We start from the raw sequence: 20,289 nt of genomic DNA, 5'->3' as shown, positions 1-20,289 counted from the left end.
CGGCAGAATTCCTGCCGAAGCCCTTATCGTTATTTATATACTGAATTTAACTTGAATTATTTCAAAACATCGTGCTGCACATAACGCTCACCATTCAGTTCGCTCAATAATTCCACCGCAACCCTTGCTCCATCTCCGGCGGTGATAATCGTATGCACACTTACTCCTGCAGCCGTCCCGGCCGCCCAAATTCTAGGATTGCTGGTTCGTCCAGCACCATCAGTCGCAATTACCGTCTTAATTCTTGGTTCAATGCCTTCCTTAAGCTCAAGCCCGGTTTGCTTCGCCAAGTCAGTAAGCGCTCCCGTTGCAAGAATCACGTAAGAAGCTTCATAGACTCTCCCGGATTCAGTCTTGATCTTAACGGTTTGACCGCCATTCGTATCCACTACGGTAACCTTCTCCTCGATGAACTTGGCACCAAATTTCGCAGCCTGCTCACGCCCAATCTTCAGCAGATCAGGACCAGAGATATCTTTGACGCCATAGTGGTTCTCAATCCAGGCCCGCTTGGTCATACTGGTGTTGCTGTCAATTACCAAGGTCTCTTTGCCTGCTTTGGCCAGGAATAATGCTGCGCTGGCTCCAGCTGGTCCTGCTCCGATAATAATGATCTCTGCCACTAAAGCACCTTCTCTCTGTAAGAATCAAGCCCGCCCGTCTGTCTAAAGACCCGGCTGGCTTATATTATTCTACCCAGGCTTCTGCCCAGGATTGAATCTGCTCCATGACAGGACGCAGCGCCCTGCCTTTATCTGTCAGCTCATATTCAATTCTAACCGGGGTCTCCGGGTATACATGACGTACCAGTATCCCTTCACATTCCAGATCCTTCATGCGTTCAGACAGCATTTTATCACTCATAGACGGAATCAGTCCGGAAATATCCTTAAAGCGCTTCGGACCGCTCATCAATGTCTGTATAATCAGACCATTCCATCTTTTCCCCAAAAAAGAGAATGCAGACTCAAATCGCGGACACAAAACCCATTGATCCTCCACAAAAATCACCTCTTCGTCGTCCGGTCAGGGTTAACCGAAAAAACTTACGTTTAGTTAGTATATATATTTTACAACATTTTGCTTATAAATGAAACGGATAATATCTGATTATACAATATATACGTGCGATGGTATACAAAATGAACTTTGACACTGATTTTACAATTAAAATTCTGGGCGAAAAAGAGCCAAACCCGCTTCCGGCTCTTCCAGAAGGTAGTTTGGCTCTATTAGGTGGAACTTATTTGGTTATTTTACACCCACCACATATCCGCACTTGAATCTTCAATAATAATCGGCTGAAGGTTGCGGACAGCCTTGGTAAAGCCTTCCTCAATCGACATCAGGCCGTCTTCATGCTCAATGCTGACCACATAATCATAACCAACAAGGCGCAGCGCACTCACAATATCCGCCCACGTCTTGCTGTCATGGCCGTATCCGACCGTCCGGAACTGCCAAGCCCGGTCAAGCATGTTGGTGTAGGACTGCATATCCGTAATCCCGTATTTGTTCACATTGACAGGATCAATCACCGTATCTTTAGCGTGGAAGTGGTGAATCGCACCTTCACGGCCGAGAATATGGATCGCTTGAACAGGATCAATCCCCTGCCACCACATATGACTCGGGTCAAGATTGGCGCCGATCGCTTCCCCTGCAGCTTCCCTGAGGCGAAGCAGCGTAGCTGGTGTATGAACAGAGAAGCCGCCGTGAAGCTCGAGACCGACCTTCACATGATGGTCTGCCGCATATTTCCCCCATTCGCTCCAGTAAGGGATCACCTTGTTCTCCCACTGCCACTTCAGAATCTCTTGGTAGTCATTCGGCCATGGGGCCACCGGCCAGTTCGGATATTTCGCCTCCTCGTGATCCCCCGGGCATCCGGAGAATGTATTTACAACGGGAACTTCCAACAATTCAGCAAGCTGCACCGTTTTTACAAAATCATCATGATCCGCCTTAGCAAGCGCCTTCTGCGGATGCAGCGGGTTACCATGACAGCTAAGCGCGCTGATGGTAATACCCCTGGAATCGAGAGCCTTCTTGAACGCATCGCGTGCTGACTTGTTCTCCAGCAGCTCATCCGGCTTGCAGTGTTTGTTGCCAGGATTTCCTCCTGTACCAATCTCTACAGCTTTTACGCCTTGGGATGCGACAAAATCAAGGGCCTCTTCAAAAGAACGGTCTCCAAAAAGTACAAGAAATACACCAAGTTTCATTGTAATAGTTCCTCCTGTCCTCTATTCAAAATATACAGTTTTGCCTGTTTTGGCGGACTCATAGATCGCTTCCAGAATCTCCGTAACCACCAATGCCTGCTCTGGCTTAACAACTGGCTCCTCGTCCTCAAGAACGGCTTTCACCCAGGACTTGGCTTCCAGATAAGCGTCCGTCTCCTCTTCGCCTTCGTAGAAGGCTACGCCGCCAGAGCTGAGATCCACCTTGGTCTCCCACAGCCGGCTGTTCTTCTCTCCATTCAGACGAAGACCATTCTTCATATCCGCACCGCCTTCGGTTCCGCTTAGAATCGTCTGAGCTTCACCGATCTCAAGCACATTGAGCGCCCAGCTGGATTCCAGAATAATGGTCGCCCCGTTCTTCATCGTAATGAAGCCGAATGCGGAATCCTCCACTTTAAACTTCTCAGGGTCCCAGGAGCCGAAAGCGTTAGCCGCATTGGCCCGGCTGCCCAGCTTATGGAACACAGAACCCGTCACACTCTTCGGTTCATAGTTGTCCATCAGCCACAATGTCAGATCAAGCGCATGAGTTCCGATGTCGATCAACGGGCCTCCGCCCTGCTTCTCTTCGTCCAGGAACACACCCCAGGTTGGAACCGCGCGCCGCCGGATCGCCAGCGCCTTGCCCAGATAAATATCTCCGAGCTCGCCGTCCTCACAGAGCTTCTTCAGGTATTGGCTGTCACTGCGGAAACGGTTCTGGTAAGCGATCGATAATTTCTTGCCTGTGCGTTTCGCCGCTTCCAGCATAGCCCGGGCCTGCTCAGAAGTCTTGGCCATCGGCTTCTCACACATGACGTGTCTGCCGGATTCCAGCGAAGCGATTGTGATTTCAGCATGGGAGTCATTTGGCGTACATACATGAACGACTTCCGCTCCACTTTCCTCGAGCAGCTGTTTATAATCAGTATAGACTTTACTGTCCTCACTTCCATATTTCTCCTTGGCTTCCACGGCACGCTCTTCAATAATATCGCAAAATGCTACCAGTTCAACCTCTGGTTGTTTGGCCAGACTTGGGAGATGCTTTCCCTTGGCAATTCCGCCGCAGCCAATTACCGCTACCTTCAAAACTTTAGACATGTATTTGTCCTCCTTGACGTTGATAATTCTTAATCCATTCCATGCTAATCCCGATGCACTTTAGCGGGTCATTTCGCAGACACTCATCCTGTTCAACCACCAGCCACTCAGCCCCCGAAGCGACGGCCGCATCCGCGATAGCTTTCAGATCCACTTCTCCTTGACCCAGCTCTACCGTTTCAGCTGATCCATCCGCCTTCGTGACCATGTCTTTAAGATGAACAAGCGGAAGCCTGCCTGTATATTTCAAAATATACTCAACCGGATCATAACCCGCGAAGTGGACCCAGCAAGTGTCCAACTCAGCTTGAAGAAGAGAGGCAGGCACCTGCGAGAACATGGCATCGAGCGCAGGCTGCCCTTCATACTCTTCACTCAACTCAAAATCATGGTTGTGATACAAGAGCACCATGTCCTCTTCCGCCGCTTTCACACCGAGGCTCCGAATGCCGTCAATGGCGCCCTGCCAGCCTTTACGCTGATCTTCCGACAGATAGGGAATAATTAAGTATTTGTTCCCAATGATCTGATTAAATGCAACTTCATCACTCAGCGACTGCTTCAACCGCTCGTATCCGATATGGGAGCCCAAAGCCTCCAGGCCGGTCTCGGCCAGCAGTTCTTTGACCTGCTCAGCGGTGCGTCCATAATACCCAGCAAACTCCACTCCATGGTACCCAAGCTCAGCCACCTTGCGGATCGTTCCTTCGAAGTCCTGTTCAAGTGCTTCCCTGACTGTGTACAACTGCAAGCCGATTTTGGTCAAAATTGCTCACTCCAGTCTTTGTATTTAGTTCATTCCAAATGGATTCACATCATTTAGATCCGTTCTTGGGCAACTGGCTGAAGTATTCAGCCAAATCTGGAGCACTCTCCAGCTCAATATGACGTCCTTCCCTTGATGAACGTTCGAAGGCATGCATGGCCTCCAGCACATGATAAGCCTGAAGTCCATTAGCCCGGTGTAAAGTACCCGCTTGAATAGCCCTGGCCATATCCTCAACGCCGCGGCCCCTTTCATTACCCCCGCATTCAAATAGAGCAGGCAGGGTCTCCCATTCCTCATTCCCCGGCTTTCTCAGCTTGACCTCACCACCGAAATAATTTGGATCAGGCAGATGAAGCGTACCTGCGCTACCGTAAATCTCCATCCGAGGCAGCTGGCTGCCGCCAGGGATATCAAAGCTGGTGACCAATGTTCCAATAGCCCCTCCCGCAAAATCAAGGGTCCCACTGTAATGCGTCGGTACATGCACCGGGATCTCGTCTCCCGCATGCTCACCGGTATGTATCCTTCTGGGCGAAATCTGAATCCCCGCCGATCCGCTGATTCTTCGAATAGGCCCCAGAAGATTCACAAGGGCAGTTAAGTAGTATGGTCCCATATCGAACATGGGGCCGCCCCCGGCCGTATAGAAAAATTCCGGGTTGGGATGCCAGAGTTCAGGACCAGAGCCTACCATAAAGGCAGTTGCGGCTATCGGGCTTCCAATGGCTCCCTGATGAATAGCATTGCGCGCCGTCTCCATTCCCGCACCGAGGAAGGTATCTGGGGCTGCGCCCACCCGGAGGCCTTTCTGAGCAGCAAGCGCCAGGATGGACCTCGCTTCTGGCAGGTCCAGACACAGCGGCTTCTCCACGTAGACGTGCTTCCCGGCTTCAAGCGCCTGAAGGCTGACAGGTCCATGGGAGGCGGGGATCGTCAGATTGATAATCAGGTCAATCTCTGGAGATGCCAGCATCTCCCCGACCGTGTATACGTTTTCAACTCCATACTGTGCCGCTCGTTCTTTTGCTTTATCCAGGACGATATCCGCACAGGCGGCAATATGTACATACGGACTGCGGCTCAGGTAAGTGAGATATGCCGGACTGATATTGCCACAGCCTATGATTCCCGCCTTAAGTTTCGTCAATGTCTCATCTCCCCGGGCTCTGGCGCAAGCCAAGCTGATATTCAATTCACTTAACAAGTAATATGGTATTCCTATTTGCAGTACAGTAAAATGAATAATATGATTGAAACCTGAACAATCTGGTCATTATTTCTGAGAGATATAGGGAGAAGCTTGATGAATATCAATGATAACTTGCATATATTGGCAGCTGGTTATGCAATGCACCATAAGCCTTATTTTTCTAATCATCCGGATGGGCTTGATCACTATCTGATCCGGATTCAGACTGAAGGCCGCAGCCGGACACGGTGTGATGGCAAGCTGGTCAACGTTGAGGCTGGCGATCTGATCATCTTTGCTCCGGGAGAGCCCTATGAGCTGAGAATCGATGCCTTTGAGAACAAGCAGGGGGACAAGACTCTGTTCAGCGGAGATTATTATATACTTCTCCAAGGCAATTGGATGGACGAATGGTGGAAGATGAAGAGCCGCCCCCATAAGCTCCGTGTTCCCCTGTCTGAGGGCTTCGTCGGAATCTTCCGCCAGATTATGCTGGAGCAGCAGCGGATGTCGAACCCCACGCCCGAGATTGCTGAGTACTATCTGCGGATTCTGTGCCTGGAAATTGACAGACAGCTTCTGGAGCTTCCCGTTCCTACTCCGAGAACTTATCTTGCTTATCAGATCAAACAGTATATTGAAGAGAATGCCTCCACTTCCTTTAAGCTGGAGGACGTAGCTGCCCATGTGGGAATCAGTGTGTCCCGGGCAGTGCACCTCTTCAAGGCCGCGTTCGGAACCAGCATCATGCAGCATACGCTGGAAATTAGACTGAATATGGCCAGAGAGCGGGTCATATTCAGCCCGCTGTCCTTGGAACATATTGCTGAAAGCTCCGGCTTCCCAAGCTACAATTATTTTCACAAAGTATTCCGCTCACGGTTTGGCATGTCGCCCAAGCAGTTCAGATTGTCCAGCCGGGAATCCATGAACGGGTAGACAACAATGACCAAAATAGCAAAGCGCTAGTCCAAGGTTACCCCCTTGAACTAGCGCTTTGTTTATTTTTTTGCAAAAAGCCGACCGCTCTGCCGTAAGACTATTCGCTTGGGGAACGGCCTTTTAATTGAGCACCGCGGCTCAGTGGCTTCCATTAACCGCGTTGCGGATGGCTCTTTGTCTTGCATTGTTTCTTTTAACATAATTGCCGATGCCAACCACCAAAGCAATCATAACAATCTCGAAACCGTACTTGATAAACCCATTCGTGAACCAGGCGGAAATCATCGGCTCGTCCACCAGCATCTTGGCAGCGGTCCAGGCCAATACAGCTGCCCCCAGGGTAATGACGATCGGGAAGCGTTCAGTAAGCTTCAAAATCACTGTACTTCCCCAGATCATGATCGGTACAGAGATCGCAAGCCCGATGATGACCATTACATTATCCCCGTGCGCCGCTCCCGCAACAGCTAGAACGTTGTCGAGTCCCATCATCGTATCCGCGATAATAATCGTGCGTATCGCCGCCCAGGATCTGTTCCCCGCTTTAATCTCATGGTTCTTATCATCGACAATAAGCTTGTAGGCAATCCATAAAAGTGCAAGGCCTCCCACCAATCTCAGACCCGGCACAGCCAACAGCTGAACCACCAAAATGGTCATCACCACACGGACCAGAATAGCGCCGATCGTTCCCCACATAATGACCTTCTTCTGGTCTTCCTTAGGCACATTCCTTGCTGCGAGACCAATAACAATCGCATTATCCCCGGCCAAAACCAAGTCAATCAAAATAATTGACATCAGCACAGTCCAAAAGTCCACGCTCATCAAATCCATTCTCATCTCCCCTTTACCATTTAAATTTAGTGGCCGGTCCACGCAAAATAAGCGCCGCGGCTTTTACTTGGGCCACGACGCTTAACGCATCAAAAAAGACCTTTACCCAAGTATAAGTACCGGGCAAAGGTCTCGCTAACAACGGTATCGTTGTCAATAAAGCCGGGGATGTTATCCCGTAATGACGACTTTATTGTCAGAAGCTACTCCCCTTTGAGGAACCATGCAATATTCTTATTTGGATTATAGCATGGTATTTATCAATACGCCAGTCCCTGGTCAAATGCCCATTCAATAACCTTCCCTTTAATATATAATTCGATTCCACGCGCACTCTTTGGTATTATGATCATATATAAATTAAACTTATGAAGGTTACCTTTTAGGGACGCTGCGATGCCGAGTGTTCTTACGACCCTGTTGTCTCCGAAATGCTTGAACGAGATATTCAAGTAGGGGCATTTCGGAGACAAAGGTGGACACTCCGCTTCTTCAGAATCACTCGTCCTCTCCGCTAGGATCGGTTAATTCTAAAGTTCACTTTATATAGCAGTTTTACTTTTTCTGAAAGGAGCCGCTATGCGAAAATGGCTGGCTGCCGTAGTATACGTCATATTGTTAGCCGCCGCTTGGGTTAATAAAGAAGCGCTGGCTGACTGGTTTAACCATCGCCCTCCGGCCGGGTCCATGCTGGCTATGGCCACCCTGCTTGCCTTATGTCCGGTCATCCCCTACAAAGTTGTTGTGGGTGCCGCAGGATTTATGTATGGACCTTGGTGGGGGGCTGTGATCTGTCTGATTGGCTCCACAACCGCCGGCGTTCTGGTCTACTTGGCCGTAGCCTATGCTTACCGGGAACAAGCCAGGGCTTGGCTGAGCAAGTATCAAATGCTTGGCCGCTACACCCAATATGTGGAGAAACATCCGCTGGAGGCCATCATTATCATGCGGGTGATTCCCCTGCTTCCGCAGATGGCCGTCAATGCCTTTGCTGGAATCACGCGAATGAGGCTGCACGTCTTTGTATTAGGCTCAGCGATCGGCAAGCTGCCCGGTATTTTTGTCTATTCCTTCCTTGGGGGAACCGTGTTCAAGGACCCGATGCTCGCCTTCGGGATTATGGCGGGCTACCTTCTGTTTACAGGGGCCGCCCTCTGGGGATATAAAAGAATGACACGGGTTAGATAAGGTGAGCCATATAACATACTATAGATAAGGAGTGATTCATACCTATGAGTAATTCAACTCAAACCCACGAACTTGCTACTTTTGCAGGAGGCTGCTTCTGGTGCATGGTCTCTCCTTTTGAGGACCTTCCCGGCATCGAGAAGGTTGTCTCCGGCTACACAGGAGGCCATGTTGAGAATCCAACCTACGAGCAGGTCTGTTCTGACACAACCGGCCACTATGAAGCTGTTCAGATTACGTTCAATCCTGACATCTTCCCCTATCAAAAGCTCCTGGAACTTTTCTGGCAGCAAATTGACCCGACAGATGCAGGCGGCCAGTTCCATGACCGTGGGGATTCTTACCGGACTGCGATCTTTTACCACAATGAAGAGCAGCGTATCCAGGCGGAAGCCTCCAAGAAAATGCTTAGTGAGAGCGGACGCTTTGACAAGCCGATTGTGACACCAATCCTACCGGCGGCCACTTTCTATGAGGCCGAGGAATACCATCAGGGTTACCACAAGAAGAACCCAGCCCACTATAAACGCTACCGCAAAGGATCGGGACGCCAGGACTTCATTGAGAGCCACTGGTCGGGCAAGGTGGATGAGGACGAGCTCCGCAGCCGCCTGACTCCAATGCAGTACAAGGTGACCCGCCAGAACGGGACCGAGCCTGCATTTGCCAATGAGTTCTGGGATCACCATGGCGAAGGGATTTATGTGGATATCGTCTCGGGCGAGCCTCTGTTCAGCTCCAAGGATAAATATGACTCAGGCTGCGGATGGCCGAGCTTTACCCGGCCAATCCGGGACTATAATGTCAAAGAAAAAACAGATCTCAGCCATTTCATGGTCCGTACGGAGGTGCGCAGCACGGAAGCTGATTCCCATCTCGGGCATGTGTTTAATGACGGTCCTGCCGACCGGGGAGGCCTGCGCTACTGCATCAACTCGGCAGCACTTCGTTTTGTGCCAAAGGAAGAGCTTGAAGAGCAAGGATATGGTGAATATCGTTACCTTTTTGATACGGAGTAATTTTTGTGGGAGTTTCCTGCCAGGAGGCTCCTTTTTCATTTTGCCATGCCTGCATACCAGGCCGATAAACCTGTGAATTGAACGTTTCACCGTACATGAGCAGGGTAAGTAGTAACTATACAGAGCATAAGGAGTGATTCATATGCCTTGGAGCAAGAATGATTACCCGCCCTCCATGAAGAACCTGGATTCCCGCGTCCGTAATAAAGCGGTGGAAATTGCCAATGCCCTTCTGGATGAAGGTTATGATGAAGGACGCGCCATTGCGATCGGAACATCTAAAGCGGAAGAGTGGGACAAGAATCACCCCACACACCAAAAATAACAGAAGGAGGACCCTGAGCTTCAGGTGTCCTCTTTGCTTTTAACCAAGTGACTTAGCAGACAAAATAAAAAGCATTTCACAGCCTAAGCCGTAAAATGCCTTTAACTACCCTTATGCACGGGCTGTCTTCTCTTTGACTGCCACCGGAACGCGCAGCTTCGGCTCTTCACTTCTGCCGTAGTTCACAGTCCAGGTTATGACCTTACCTGCGATCAATACCGCCACAACGGTAAACAGTGTCTCCATCACAGGCAGATAGATCAGCGAGATCATAAGCACAACCGCATCCAGCGCAATAAACACAGTTCCAATCTTCAGTCCGGTTAATTGACTTAGCAGCAGGGATAGAATATCATCACCGCCTGTTGCACCACCAGCCCGAAGCACCACCCCGGCTCCAATACCGGTGAATAACCCGGACAAAATTGCAGCGAGCAGCAAGTTGTTATGCAGATCAATATGAAGCGGCGAGAACCGGTCGCAAAGCTCATAGAAACCGGAGAAAGCAAGCGAACCGATAATCGTGTTCAGCAAGAACTTACGTCCTTTCAGAATCAAGGCCAGAATGAATACCGGAATGTCCAGCACCAAAGCCGTAACCGCTGGCGGGAAGTTAAACAGATACTTACCCAGCAGGGAAAGGCCGACAAACCCGCCTTCTGAAAGGTGGTTCTGAAAATTAATATGGTAATAAGTAAATGCAAGCAAAAAAGTGCCAATAAGCATCAATACTAACTGTTCTGTGTCAACTAGCCATCTCTTGTCTTTCCTCATACGGAATCCCTCTTATCGTAGTTTGGTTGACCTTACGGCAACTCCCTACGAAGAAGGTCCTAGAGGACTTTATCCTTCGCATTGTCACACTCTTCTTTCGTGGAAGTTTAGCCGTAAACCGACGAGCCACGAAAGAAGCTAAGTATAAGAGAGATCACAACGTTTCCAAATCGTCCTTTGGGGAATTGTCCTTCGGGGACACATGGTATCCTGATCCTTTCTTCTTTATATTGCAGAATGATTCATGGGGACTGATCAAAAATTTCATCATGCCGATTCTGCTTACTAATACTATTATACCACACTAATAATCATGTCTAAACAGCTTGTTTGTAAAACAAGAAATTTTCTGAAAAGAAAAGTGATAAATTTCATTGCAATTTGATTCCTTTTCACAAAGTGTCAATTTTTCGTGTGACGGCGATCACACTGACAGACTGTACCGGTTTCTATACTTAGTTATGAATTCAAGTTCATAACGGAAGGAAGAATCCCATGCTTGATCCAAAAACCATCGAAATTATTAAGTCCACTGTCCCTGCGCTCGAAATTCACGGACAGGACATTACACGCACATTTTACCAAGCTATGTTCAGAAATCATCCTGAACTGATGAATATCTTCAACCATGCCAACCAGAGACAAGGCAAACAATCCGCTGCCCTAGCCAACGCGGTGTATGCGGCAGCCGCCCACATCGACCGCCTGGAAGAGATTCTGCCAGTGGTCGTTCAGATTGCCCACAAGCACCGGGCATTGGGTGTCCTGCCGGAGCATTACCCCATCGTAGGTGAGAACCTGTTGGCGGCAATCAAAACCGTGCTTGGCGAAGCGGCAACCGATGAAATTCTGGACGCTTGGTCACGGGCCTATGGTGTTATAGCCGATGCATTCATCGGTGTTGAACAGAAAATGTATTCGGAGGCTGCCTCACAGGCTGGCGGCTGGCAAGGATTCCGTCCCTTCATTGTGGACCGTAAAGTCCGGGAGAGCGAGGTTATCACTTCTTTCTACCTCAAGCCCGCTGACGGCCAAGCCATTGCTTCCTTTGAGCCGGGTCAATATATCACGGTATGCGTAAAACCGGACGGGCAGGAGTTCACACATCTGCGGCATTACAGCCTGTCTTCAGCCCCTAACCCGGATTATTACCGGATCACCGTGAAACGCGAGGATGCCGGGGCCGATTCACCGGCAGGCGTTGTATCCACCTATCTGCATCATGCGGTGGAAGAAGGCAGTCAGCTTCAGATCAGCGCACCGGCAGGATCATTCGTACTAGATCAGGCGAAAAGCTCCCCGGTTGTTCTCATCAGTGGAGGTGTAGGCCTCACTCCTATGGTCAGCATGCTGGAAACACTTCTTGAGCAGAGCCCGGAGCGTGAAGTTGTCTATATTCATGCGGCCCGTAGCGGAATCTACCACGCCATGAAGGATCATATTCTTGAGCTGACCAAGAATCATAATAATCTCAAATCCTATCTGATCTACGAAGATCCCGCCGATGGCGAAGTCTGTGATAAGACCGGATATATTGATCTGCCTTGGCTTCAACAGGTAGCGGATGGGCAGGCCGACTTTTATTTCTGTGGTCCGGTCCCTTTCATGCGGGCTGTAAACCGCGCGCTGCAGGAATGGGAAATTCCCCAGGAACGCATTCATTTTGAATTTTTCGGTCCAGCTGACAGCTTGTAACTCGCAACATAGAATCTACTAAACTTCCCGACCTCCCTTTCCTTCACTTAAGGCAAAAGGGAGGTTTTCTTGCTTATTCGATGTAATATTATATTACATATCGAGATATATTCCATTGAATATATTTTCTTTTTTATATGAAAAATCAACAAAAAACTTAATAATTCAAAGAATTTATATGATGTATCCGCTTTTTTGACCTCTACTTACATTTGTTAATTTACCTAACATCAATTTATGATCATTTCTGAGCTTATTAAACTTTTTTGGGACATCAGGAAGGAGAGTGCATGCATGAGGATTATTACATCTACAGGAAAAAAGGGGATATTAGCAGTACTTGCAGGGCTTCTGATCACTGGAGGAACAGGATTAAGCCCAGCCCAGGCAGCGGGGAACACAAATCTATCTGCGTCACATAATGTGACATATACTAAGCAGGTAAAAGGGGTTTCTCAGGCAGAATTTGCAGCAAAGCTTAAAGAGCTGACCGGAGCTTCAGACATCCCCTACTCTTCATCCAAAGGGTCCGGGACATTTCTAACAAGAGCGGAAGCTGCGAAAATGATACAGCTGGCGCTGAGCCTTAAAAGCAAGCCGGCTGCGTTTCAAGATGTGTCTGGCTCTTCCCCCTACGCGACGTACATAGGTGCCGTGATTCGGGCCGGTATCATGAATGGGCAGTCCGAACGGCTTTTTGGACCAGAAGCTCCCATTACCGTCTCACAAGCCTCCATCATTTACGACAGGGTCCGGAATTATCTGAAGCCATTTGTACTTGAGGAAGCCTCCATCACCGATATGCAGACAGCGATGGAGCAGGGACGCTTAACCTCCAAGCAGCTGGTACAGCTGTATCTGGACCGTATCCAAAAGTACGATGACCAAGGAATCAAGCTGAATGCAGTGCTGAACCTCAACCCGAATGCTCTGCAGATTGCAGAGTCCCTGGATCAGGAACGTGAGACAAACGGTCCGCGCGGCCCCCTTCATGGAATCCCAGTATTAGTGAAGGATAACTATGATACCAAGGACATGCCGACAACAGCAGGCTGCATTTGTCTTAAGGATTCGGTTCCTTCCAAGGATGCGGAGCAAATCGAGAAGCTGAAGCAGGCAGGTGCCATTATTTTGGGCAAAACCAATCTCCATGAATTCGCCTTTGGCATTACAACCTCCAGCTCGCTTGGAGGGCAAACCTTGAATCCTTACGCGCTTGATCATTATCCCGGCGGTTCCAGCGGAGGTACAGGAGCAGCCATTGCTGCCAACATGGCTGCAGCTGGCATGGGAACTGACACAGGAGGATCGATCCGCATTCCTTCCAGCTTCAACAGTCTTGTGGGGATCAGACCTACTGTGGGACTTTCCAGCCGTGACGGCATCATCCCACTTGCGCTGACCCAGGATGTCGGTGGTCCAATGGCCCGTTCAGTGGCGGATGCGGCCATCCTGCTGCAGGCCACAGCCGGATATGATCCTAATGATACGGCAACGGTTTATGCGGCTGGACATGTCCCTAAATCATATACTCAATTTCTGGATGTTAGCGGGTTAAAGGGAGCCCGGATTGGCGTAGCCACCGAGCTGTTTGGCACGAAGCCTGAGGAGATGCCGGTTACGAAAGTGGTCAATCAAGCGGTTGAGGAAATTAAAGACCTGGGGGCCACCGCAGTTCCAGTACAAATTCCGAATTTGGCGGCAATCATGAAATACCCGAGTCTTAGCAGCTATGAATTTAAATTCCAGTTGAATGATTACTTGAAGGAACTCGGTCCTTCAGCCCCTTACCATTCCTTGACGGAGATCATTAATTCCGGGAAGTATGACAAGACCCAGGAGACTTCCATGAAATCCCGTGATGCGAGAACTACACTGGATGAGCCGGAATATAAGGATATCATCCTGAACCGTACCAAAATTACCCGCGAGTCTCTCCTTAAGGTAATGGCGGACAATAATTTAGATGCCATCGTATATCCCACAACTACTCAGCCGGCAGCATCCATCGGCAAGGATCAGAACTCCGGGAACAATAACCGGTTAAGTCCTTACTCCGGGTTCCCTGCCATTTCGGTACCTGCGGGCTTCACAGACGACGGGCTGCCCGTAGGCATTGAATTCCTGGGACGGGCATTTGATGAAGGCACCTTAATCAAGCTGGCCTACAGCTATGAGCAAGGAACACATCACCGCAAATCACCAGTCTTAGCGCCCTGAACCTTGATGAAATTAGTAAAATAAAACCGGGCCTGCCCTCATTTGATGAGGAACAGGCCCGGCTTGTTGAATTAAGATTAATTTTATTACACTTCCAACGGAATCTTCCCTTGCTTCTCCAGTACCGCCATCCGCTCAAGAAGCTTCACTCCACTTAGCTGGGAACTGAGGGATACCGTTCCTTTAGGAGGAAATGACCAGTCCGTACCGATAAGGCCCTGAGCGTTCATTCCTTTCTCCCAAAGCATGACGGCATTCAGATGAAGAAGCTGTATCGCCCGATCATCTGTATCTCCAGCAAGAGCAAGCTCAGCCAGATACCGGACGAAGATCCCTTTGAAGAGACCTCCATCGCCATCTTCTTCATCCGGCAGCATTCCCGTAGCTGGATCGACGAGCTCCTCTTCAGCAGCTGCGGCAGTCTTATAAGCATCCCTTAAGTACTGGGGATTGCCCGTAACCCGGTTCAACTCCACCGCCGCCCCAATGTACACTCCTTGGCAATAAGTAAATTTCCAATCCTTATCGATGACTCCGTCCCCATTGCGGTTCATTCCATCCCAGACGAACCCGCTCTCCGGATCTACCAGATGTGCCGTCTGCCAATCATAGATTCGACGGGCCCAATCCAGATCCGCCTCCTGTCCGAAGCTGTCATACAATCTTGCCGCCAGAATAACCGCCGGGGCATTCGCAGGTGTATTTTTGTAATCCAGCTGCGATTTCTGCCAGGCAATCCCGCCCCCCATTTGATCATTCCAGCCGGTCTTGATGTCCTCCCATAGAATTAGCGCGGTTTCCTTATAGGCCTGCACTCCAGTTGCCTGATATGCTCTCAGCCAGGCAATCGCCATCCATTCCATATCATCATATAGCTCATTGGGATAGGCTCCGCCATTTCGTTTCCGGATTCCGTCATGAAGGGCCGCCAGCGTCTCGGCATAACGCGCTTCACCTGTTCTCAGCCAACCATCGACCAGCACATCCACCGCATGAGCCATCCACCAATAATGAAAGATTGTGTTACATGCCCCATTCAAACAAGGGGTCTCAATGTTATACATGTCAATTTCCGGATTCCAGAAATGATCATTAAGCGACCTTTGGGCAGCTTCCGCGCGTTCGGCCCACAGCATAACCACTCCTCCTCTAATCTGATCCAATTATCATATTTATCTTTCTAAAGGCCATAAATTTGATCAACATTCAAGTAATTCGCATTCCCTTTACTGCTGTCATAACCGATGACTATGGTGTTAAAACCGGCTTTTAAATTCACATTTAACGTTAGTGTCTGCCAATCTCCCCAACCATTGGTAGCATTAAATACCTGGTTGGGAGCGATAACAGAACCATTTACAGAGATATAACGGCTTGCGTTCCCCGCACCTGCCGCGTAACGGATTGTCATGGTGCGGGTGCTGTCCGAATTCTGATTCACATTGAAAGTGATGCCCGTCCCGTTCGTATTCCATCCGGCTACATAACCCCTGCCCGAATAACCTGCCGTGCTGCTTTCATTAAAGATTCCACCCCCGCCGTTTTTGGTCAACAAGGCGTTCTCCGCTTCATACACTCCATTACCTGCGATAAAGCCTGTGTAGCCGTCGGCAGGAACAAGCTGAAGAACCGAGGCCCCCGCCGCCGCAGCGAGACTTTGAACATACCCGCTACCGGTTGGTCCAGTCCAATCACTACCTATAATCTGATCTGAATTACGGCGGTGGTTGTAGGCCTGGGTTGCATTTTGCTGCAGGAAAGTAAGATAGGACGAGTTCCCCGTTTCAAGCCGGAGCTGATTAAGATAACGCATAAATATCATCTTGAACCCGGCTCCGTCATTTTCCCCTTCGTACATAAGGGTATTAGACAATGTCATCTTGCTGATGACATAATTAGCGGAGTTGTTAGCATCCGTTAAGTAAGCCGCATTATGAGTTTCCTTATATAAGGACAGGGCCGCCCCCATATAAGTGCCATAGTTATAGCTAAAGTCCCAGTCTACTGCAGTTCCGCTTCCGCTGCCCTCCACGTGATCCCCCAGCTTGCTTCCGGAGGAAAGCCTGCTCTTAATCCACCCATAGATATTCTGGGCTTTTGTCAAATAAGCCGGGTTCCCGGTCGCATTCTTTAACTTCACAGCTGTAATAACCATTGGGGCGTTGGTCGCCATATTTTTTTGCGGGGAGGTTCCGTCCCTCTTCCACCAGATTCCCCCACCATAAGTGTTGTCATAGAAGCTGTAAATTTGATCAAATAAAAAGGAAGCGCGATTGCGGTATTCCTCTGTTCCGGTTAATTCATAAGCACGCATGCAGGCCAGCGCCCACCATCCCAGGTCATCGTTGAAATCGTTGGCCATCATATTCGGATACTTCTGGTTGAAGCCGGTATAAATTTCATCGATCATTGTCCGGTAAGTGCTGTTATGTGTTCGCTCATAAGCATCCATCACCGTTTCCCACAGCTGGGCTTCCCACCAAAAATCGGTGTATTTCCCCCCATCCGGGCCAAAGGCATGTTCGGAGTGAATCTGATGGTCACTATTGGTATAAAAGTACTTCGCACCTGGATCGTAAAATACATTTACAAAAGCATTCATTGCCGAGTCCGCATTGGAACTTGTAAAAGCAGCCGCCTGCCTAGGCGCAGCTCCTACTCCAGCAAACGAACACACCGCCAATACCGTAACAAGCACACATTTTCCGACATTTTTCAACATCGTTCGCTCCATCCTTTCTACCAGTAAGATTCTTGCCCGCAATCACACTTCAGCCTTTAATTCCACTAAACGCAATGCCCTGCACGAAGTACTTCTGCAGCAGCAGGAAGAGAATCAGTATTGGCAGAATGGCGATTAACGCTCCTGCCATCATAGGGCCATAATCCGTCTGGTTGTTATATGAAAAAGCTTGAAGCCCCATTTGAATCGTGGCTTTCGAGGGATCATTAAGAACAATCATCGGCCATAGGAAGCTGTTCCATCCGGCCTGAAAGGTAAAAATGCTTAACGTGGCAAGCGCCGGCTTCGTTAATGGAAGATAAATATTCCAGAAGATCCGGAACTCACCGCAGCCCTCTATTCGGGCTACTTCCATCATGTCTGTCGGGAGGGTAAGGAAGAACTGGCGCATGAAGAATACGGCAAAAGTTCCTGAGGCTCCCGGCAGAATAATTCCCCAGAACGAGTTCAGAAGCCCCTGTCCGCCTGTTCCGAACAGATCGTTGCCCCCGAGTAGTGGAAAGTGCCTTAACACATAGAAGCTTGGAATCATCGTAACGATCCCGGGAATCATCATCGCCGCCAGCAGCAGCCTGAACATTGGCTTGCTCCCCCGGAAGGTCAGCTTGGCGAATGCATAACCAGCCAAAGAGCCAAAGAATAAGTTGGCCAGCACCCCGGCAACCGACAGCACGAGTGAATTCCAGAAATACAGACCGAAAGGCACTGTAGTAAATGCTTTTTGATAATGCTCGAAAGTTAAGTGGCTCGGGAACCATTTAATCGGCAAGGAGAAGATTTCGTCGCTAGGTTTGAGCGAGGTCATCAGACTCCAGAAAAAAGGCAGAATCATGGCAGCCGCAATCGCAATGCTGACTGTATAAAACAAGATGCCTGCAGCAGTTTTGCCCAGAACCATCTTCTTTGATTTTAGAGGCCGGATCACCGGGGAACCCGAATTGATATGAGTTTCCATCCAACTTCCCCCTTTCTAAACAACCGGTTCTTCCGCTTTATTGATCCGCATATTGATCAGCGAGAAGATCAGAATGGCCACAGCCAGAACAAACGCCTGGGCTGAGGCGTAACCCATTTGAAGCTGCTTGAAACCCTGCTGGTAAATCAGATATACCGGTGTTTTTGTCACATTCCCCGGTCCCCCTTGCGTAAGAACAAAGGCTTGGTCGAATAGCTGCAGCGCAGAGATTATAGCTAATGTACTGATCAGAAAAGTTGTAGGTCTAAGCTGCGGCCAAGTGATGTAGCGGAATCGGGCAAAGGCCGATGCGCCATCAAGCTTTGCGGATTCATACAGGTAATCCGGAACTCCTTGCAGCCCGGCAATATAAATCACCATATTAGAACCGATAGACTGCCACAGAGTCACCATAATGATAGAAGGCATTGCGGTTTCGGTCTGGGCCAGCCATGCTGGCCCCGCAATTCCGAATTCGCTAAGCAGCCCGTTCACCAGGCCGAACTCCGGGTGAAGAAGCCAGATCCACACTGTAGCCGCTGCTACCGCTGAGGTTAATGTAGGCAGATAGTTGAATGTGCGGAACAAACGGACCCCGAACCTTTTGTAATTCATCAGCATGGCAAGTCCCAAGGACAGCAGGATATTCAGAGGTATAAATATAACCGAGTAATATATGACATTCACAAAGGTAGTCCAGTAGAGACTGTCTTTAAACAACCGCTTATAGTTATCCAGAGCCACCCAGTCCATTCGGCTAAGGATGTCATAATTGGTAAAGCTCAAGTACAAGGCCATAACCACCGGTATGATGGTGAATACAGCAAACAGCAGCATGGTCGGAGTGATGAAAATGTAGGCCATTTTTTCTTGATGCCCGTTCAATCTCCCTTTGGAAGCCACTCCTATCCCCCCTTTTTCATCAAGCTATTTCAGCTATTTCAGCTATTTCACTACAGCATTATCCTGTAGGAGTTGATCTCCACGCTGTTGGGCCTTGGCCAAGGTATCGGCCGCATTCTGCTTGTTCTGCTGGAACAGCTGAAGGCTCGGAATTAGCGCATCGTCTTCCATTACCGAGTAACCAGGATGCTGAGGGCGGATCTTAGCGAATTCCAATGTATCCAGGAATGGCTTCCACAGCGGATCATTCTGGAAGAATGGGTCCTGAAGAGCCGGTTTAAACCCTGGAATATTCAGGCTTGTTTTGGCCCATAACAGCGCGTTCTCCTTGTTGGCAGCCCACCATTTCATGAACTCCCAAGCTTCTTTCTGGTGCTTCGATCCTTCAGGGATGACCAATCCAAGCCCACCCATGACACTGCCTTTGTCTCCGTTTGGTCCTACTGGCGGAACCACTACACCAAAGTCCAGATCCTTACCGTATTTTTTATAAGTGCTGAGCATCCATGGACCGGTATATTGCATAGCCAGTTTGCCTGTTACGAACGCATCGGTTCCTTCACCGAGCCCTTGTTCAAACCCGACTTTGTATACTTTGTCTTTGTTCAGCAGACGATCCCAGAAATCAAGCACAGCCTTGCCTTTATCGTTGTTAAAGTTGGTTTTCGTGCCAGTCTCATCCATCATTTGACCTCCAGCCTGCTGAAGGTACATGTTAAACAAGCCATTATCCGCTAAAGAAAAACCTGCGACCTCCAGTTTGCTGCCGTTCCACTTTGTCGTTTTGATGGCAGCCTGTTCAAGCTCATCCCAAGTTGTTGGCGGCTTCACCCCTGCCTGATTGAGCAGCTTTTTGTTATAGAAGAGTGCCCGGGCATCTACAGTAAGCGGAAGCCCATACAACTTCCCGTCATAAGACAATTCCTTAATGGCCTCCCCATAGAAGTCATCCTTGTTGACTTTATCCTGGGCCATAAACTCGTCGATAGGGTGAAACACATTTTTAGGCGCATACAACGATGTACGCCATCTGTCCCAGAATACCAGGTCCGGCATCTCTCCGCCGGCAGATGCCATGGTCATAAATTTAGTGATCATATCCTGCTGGAGCACATATTTAACGCGGATTTTGTCTTGCGACTTATTGAATGCGTCGACCATCGTTTCGAACTGCTTCTGTCCCTCGCCAGCCCAGTCGCCCCAGAAGGTAAGCTCCACCGGCTTGCCGGATGCGCCATCTCCACCCGAAGCGGCCCCTGAGTTGCTGTCAGCCGACTTGGAAGGACCGCACCCGGCCAGAACAGATAAAAGCAAAATTGTGCTGAGCAGCATAGAAGTCCATTTTTTCATACATAAAACCTCCCTTTTTCTAATCTAAAAATTATATATATAGCTTAAAAT

The 20,289-nt window shown here is 49.3% G+C and carries 19 protein-coding genes; 6 read left to right on the top strand and 13 right to left on the bottom strand.

All coding sequences use genetic code 11. The features are described from left to right. Nucleotides 1-56 precede the first annotated feature (56 nt). The 6 genes from BN6628_RS09660 to BN6628_RS09635 all read right to left on the bottom strand — a co-directional run bounded on the left by BN6628_RS09660 (nt 57) and on the right by BN6628_RS09635 (nt 5,245). Nucleotides 57-623: an FAD-dependent oxidoreductase gene (locus tag BN6628_RS09660; RefSeq protein WP_068616858.1), complete on the bottom strand. Its 567-nt coding sequence runs from the start codon at nt 621-623 to the stop codon at nt 57-59. Between the two features lie 64 nt (nt 624-687). Beyond that, a complete protein-coding gene (locus BN6628_RS09655) occupies nt 688-1,002 on the bottom strand; it encodes a winged helix-turn-helix transcriptional regulator (RefSeq protein WP_068616857.1) in 315 nt (104 codons plus the stop codon). Nucleotides 1,003-1,256: 254 nt separating this feature from the next. Beyond that, complete coding sequence (locus BN6628_RS09650; RefSeq protein ID WP_068616855.1) at nt 1,257-2,225, bottom strand: sugar phosphate isomerase/epimerase family protein; 969 nt, start codon at nt 2,223-2,225, stop codon at nt 1,257-1,259. Between the two features lie 21 nt (nt 2,226-2,246). After that, entirely contained in the window at nt 2,247-3,329 is a 1,083-nt protein-coding gene (locus BN6628_RS09645) for a Gfo/Idh/MocA family protein (protein WP_068616853.1), read from the bottom strand. After that, the gene (locus tag BN6628_RS09640; protein WP_068616851.1) at nt 3,322-4,095 is read right to left on the bottom strand and encodes a sugar phosphate isomerase/epimerase family protein; all 774 of its coding nucleotides are present in this window, start codon (nt 4,093-4,095) and stop codon (nt 3,322-3,324) included. The genes BN6628_RS09645 and BN6628_RS09640 overlap by 8 nt, the downstream gene beginning before the upstream one ends. Nucleotides 4,096-4,144: 49 nt before the next feature. Continuing rightward, on the bottom strand, nt 4,145-5,245 hold the full coding sequence (locus BN6628_RS09635; protein WP_068616850.1) for a Gfo/Idh/MocA family protein: 1,101 nt from the start codon (nt 5,243-5,245) through the stop codon (nt 4,145-4,147). Nucleotides 5,246-5,401: 156 nt separating this feature from the next. Between BN6628_RS09635 and BN6628_RS09630 the strand changes: the two genes are divergently transcribed. Next, nucleotides 5,402-6,226: an AraC family transcriptional regulator gene (locus tag BN6628_RS09630; RefSeq protein WP_068616848.1), complete on the top strand. Its 825-nt coding sequence runs from the start codon at nt 5,402-5,404 to the stop codon at nt 6,224-6,226. A gap of 141 nt (nt 6,227-6,367) precedes the next feature. Here BN6628_RS09630 and BN6628_RS09625 read toward each other — a convergent pair whose 3' ends face one another. Then, nucleotides 6,368-7,066: a TerC family protein gene (locus BN6628_RS09625; RefSeq protein WP_068616847.1), complete on the bottom strand. Its 699-nt coding sequence runs from the start codon at nt 7,064-7,066 to the stop codon at nt 6,368-6,370. 579 nt (nt 7,067-7,645) lie between these two features. On the opposite strand from BN6628_RS09625, the gene BN6628_RS09615 reads away from it, so the two are divergent. The 3 genes from BN6628_RS09615 (at nt 7,646) to BN6628_RS09605 (ending at nt 9,598) form a co-directional block, all read left to right on the top strand. Beyond that, nucleotides 7,646-8,254: a TVP38/TMEM64 family protein gene (locus BN6628_RS09615; RefSeq protein ID WP_068616842.1), complete on the top strand. Its 609-nt coding sequence runs from the start codon at nt 7,646-7,648 to the stop codon at nt 8,252-8,254. A gap of 44 nt (nt 8,255-8,298) precedes the next feature. Further along, on the top strand, nt 8,299-9,273 hold the full coding sequence (msrA, locus tag BN6628_RS09610; RefSeq protein WP_068616840.1) for a peptide-methionine (S)-S-oxide reductase MsrA: 975 nt from the start codon (nt 8,299-8,301) through the stop codon (nt 9,271-9,273). Between the two features lie 142 nt (nt 9,274-9,415). Next, on the top strand, nt 9,416-9,598 hold the full coding sequence (locus tag BN6628_RS09605; protein WP_068616839.1) for a DUF2188 domain-containing protein: 183 nt from the start codon (nt 9,416-9,418) through the stop codon (nt 9,596-9,598). A gap of 111 nt (nt 9,599-9,709) precedes the next feature. Here BN6628_RS09605 and BN6628_RS09600 read toward each other — a convergent pair whose 3' ends face one another. Next, nucleotides 9,710-10,372: a YitT family protein gene (locus tag BN6628_RS09600; RefSeq protein ID WP_068616837.1), complete on the bottom strand. Its 663-nt coding sequence runs from the start codon at nt 10,370-10,372 to the stop codon at nt 9,710-9,712. A gap of 495 nt (nt 10,373-10,867) precedes the next feature. Between BN6628_RS09600 and hmpA the strand changes: the two genes are divergently transcribed. Together hmpA and BN6628_RS09590 are read left to right on the top strand one after the other, a co-directional pair. Further along, nucleotides 10,868-12,067 (top strand): NO-inducible flavohemoprotein, encoded by a 1,200-nt coding sequence (hmpA, locus tag BN6628_RS09595; protein ID WP_068616835.1) that lies wholly within the window; start codon nt 10,868-10,870, stop codon nt 12,065-12,067. A gap of 294 nt (nt 12,068-12,361) precedes the next feature. Next, the gene (locus BN6628_RS09590) at nt 12,362-14,287 is read left to right on the top strand and encodes an amidase family protein (protein ID WP_068616833.1); all 1,926 of its coding nucleotides are present in this window, start codon (nt 12,362-12,364) and stop codon (nt 14,285-14,287) included. An 86-nt stretch (nt 14,288-14,373) separates the two neighbouring features. On the opposite strand, the gene BN6628_RS09585 is transcribed toward BN6628_RS09590, so the two are convergent. From BN6628_RS09585 to BN6628_RS09565, 5 genes are all read right to left on the bottom strand, one after another. Next, nucleotides 14,374-15,423: a glycoside hydrolase family 76 protein gene (locus tag BN6628_RS09585; protein WP_068616832.1), complete on the bottom strand. Its 1,050-nt coding sequence runs from the start codon at nt 15,421-15,423 to the stop codon at nt 14,374-14,376. Nucleotides 15,424-15,467: 44 nt separating this feature from the next. Next, nucleotides 15,468-17,009 (bottom strand): glycoside hydrolase family 76 protein, encoded by a 1,542-nt coding sequence (locus BN6628_RS09580; RefSeq protein ID WP_068616830.1) that lies wholly within the window; start codon nt 17,007-17,009, stop codon nt 15,468-15,470. Nucleotides 17,010-17,058: 49 nt separating this feature from the next. Next, on the bottom strand, nt 17,059-17,952 hold the full coding sequence (locus tag BN6628_RS09575) for a carbohydrate ABC transporter permease (RefSeq protein WP_068622151.1): 894 nt from the start codon (nt 17,950-17,952) through the stop codon (nt 17,059-17,061). 48 nt (nt 17,953-18,000) lie between these two features. Further along, nucleotides 18,001-18,849: a carbohydrate ABC transporter permease gene (locus tag BN6628_RS09570; protein ID WP_082927097.1), complete on the bottom strand. Its 849-nt coding sequence runs from the start codon at nt 18,847-18,849 to the stop codon at nt 18,001-18,003. Nucleotides 18,850-18,930: 81 nt separating this feature from the next. Further along, entirely contained in the window at nt 18,931-20,238 is a 1,308-nt protein-coding gene (locus BN6628_RS09565) for an ABC transporter substrate-binding protein (RefSeq protein ID WP_068616825.1), read from the bottom strand. Between the last annotated feature and the right edge of the window lie 51 nt (nt 20,239-20,289).

This window comes from Paenibacillus tuaregi, assembly GCF_900086655.1.
GTDB lineage: Bacteria > Bacillota > Bacilli > Paenibacillales > Paenibacillaceae > Fontibacillus > Fontibacillus tuaregi.
Note: the sequence above shows the minus strand (reverse complement) of the source record. Positions and strands in the feature narration are given on the sequence as shown.

Bases quoted from the DNA above. Each gene is read 5' to 3' on its own strand.
- BN6628_RS09650 (WP_068616855.1), bottom strand. From the start codon at position 2,225: ATGAAACTTGGTGTATTTCTTGTACTTTTTGGAGACCGTTCTTTTGAA.
- BN6628_RS09600 (WP_068616837.1), bottom strand. From the start codon at position 10,372: ATGAGGAAAGACAAGAGATGGCTAGTTGACACAGAACAGTTAGTATTG.
- BN6628_RS09570 (WP_082927097.1), bottom strand. From the start codon at position 18,849: ATGGCCTACATTTTCATCACTCCGACCATGCTGCTGTTTGCTGTATTC.
- BN6628_RS09585 (WP_068616832.1), bottom strand. From the start codon at position 15,423: ATGCTGTGGGCCGAACGCGCGGAAGCTGCCCAAAGGTCGCTTAATGAT.
- BN6628_RS09630 (WP_068616848.1), top strand. From the start codon at position 5,402: ATGAATATCAATGATAACTTGCATATATTGGCAGCTGGTTATGCAATG.
- hmpA (WP_068616835.1), top strand. From the start codon at position 10,868: ATGCTTGATCCAAAAACCATCGAAATTATTAAGTCCACTGTCCCTGCG.
- BN6628_RS09615 (WP_068616842.1), top strand. From the start codon at position 7,646: ATGCGAAAATGGCTGGCTGCCGTAGTATACGTCATATTGTTAGCCGCC.
- BN6628_RS09565 (WP_068616825.1), bottom strand. From the start codon at position 20,238: ATGAAAAAATGGACTTCTATGCTGCTCAGCACAATTTTGCTTTTATCT.
- BN6628_RS09590 (WP_068616833.1), top strand. From the start codon at position 12,362: ATGAGGATTATTACATCTACAGGAAAAAAGGGGATATTAGCAGTACTT.
- msrA (WP_068616840.1), top strand. From the start codon at position 8,299: ATGAGTAATTCAACTCAAACCCACGAACTTGCTACTTTTGCAGGAGGC.
- BN6628_RS09580 (WP_068616830.1), bottom strand. From the start codon at position 17,009: ATGTTGAAAAATGTCGGAAAATGTGTGCTTGTTACGGTATTGGCGGTG.
- BN6628_RS09605 (WP_068616839.1), top strand. From the start codon at position 9,416: ATGCCTTGGAGCAAGAATGATTACCCGCCCTCCATGAAGAACCTGGAT.
- BN6628_RS09645 (WP_068616853.1), bottom strand. From the start codon at position 3,329: ATGTCTAAAGTTTTGAAGGTAGCGGTAATTGGCTGCGGCGGAATTGCC.
- BN6628_RS09625 (WP_068616847.1), bottom strand. From the start codon at position 7,066: ATGGATTTGATGAGCGTGGACTTTTGGACTGTGCTGATGTCAATTATT.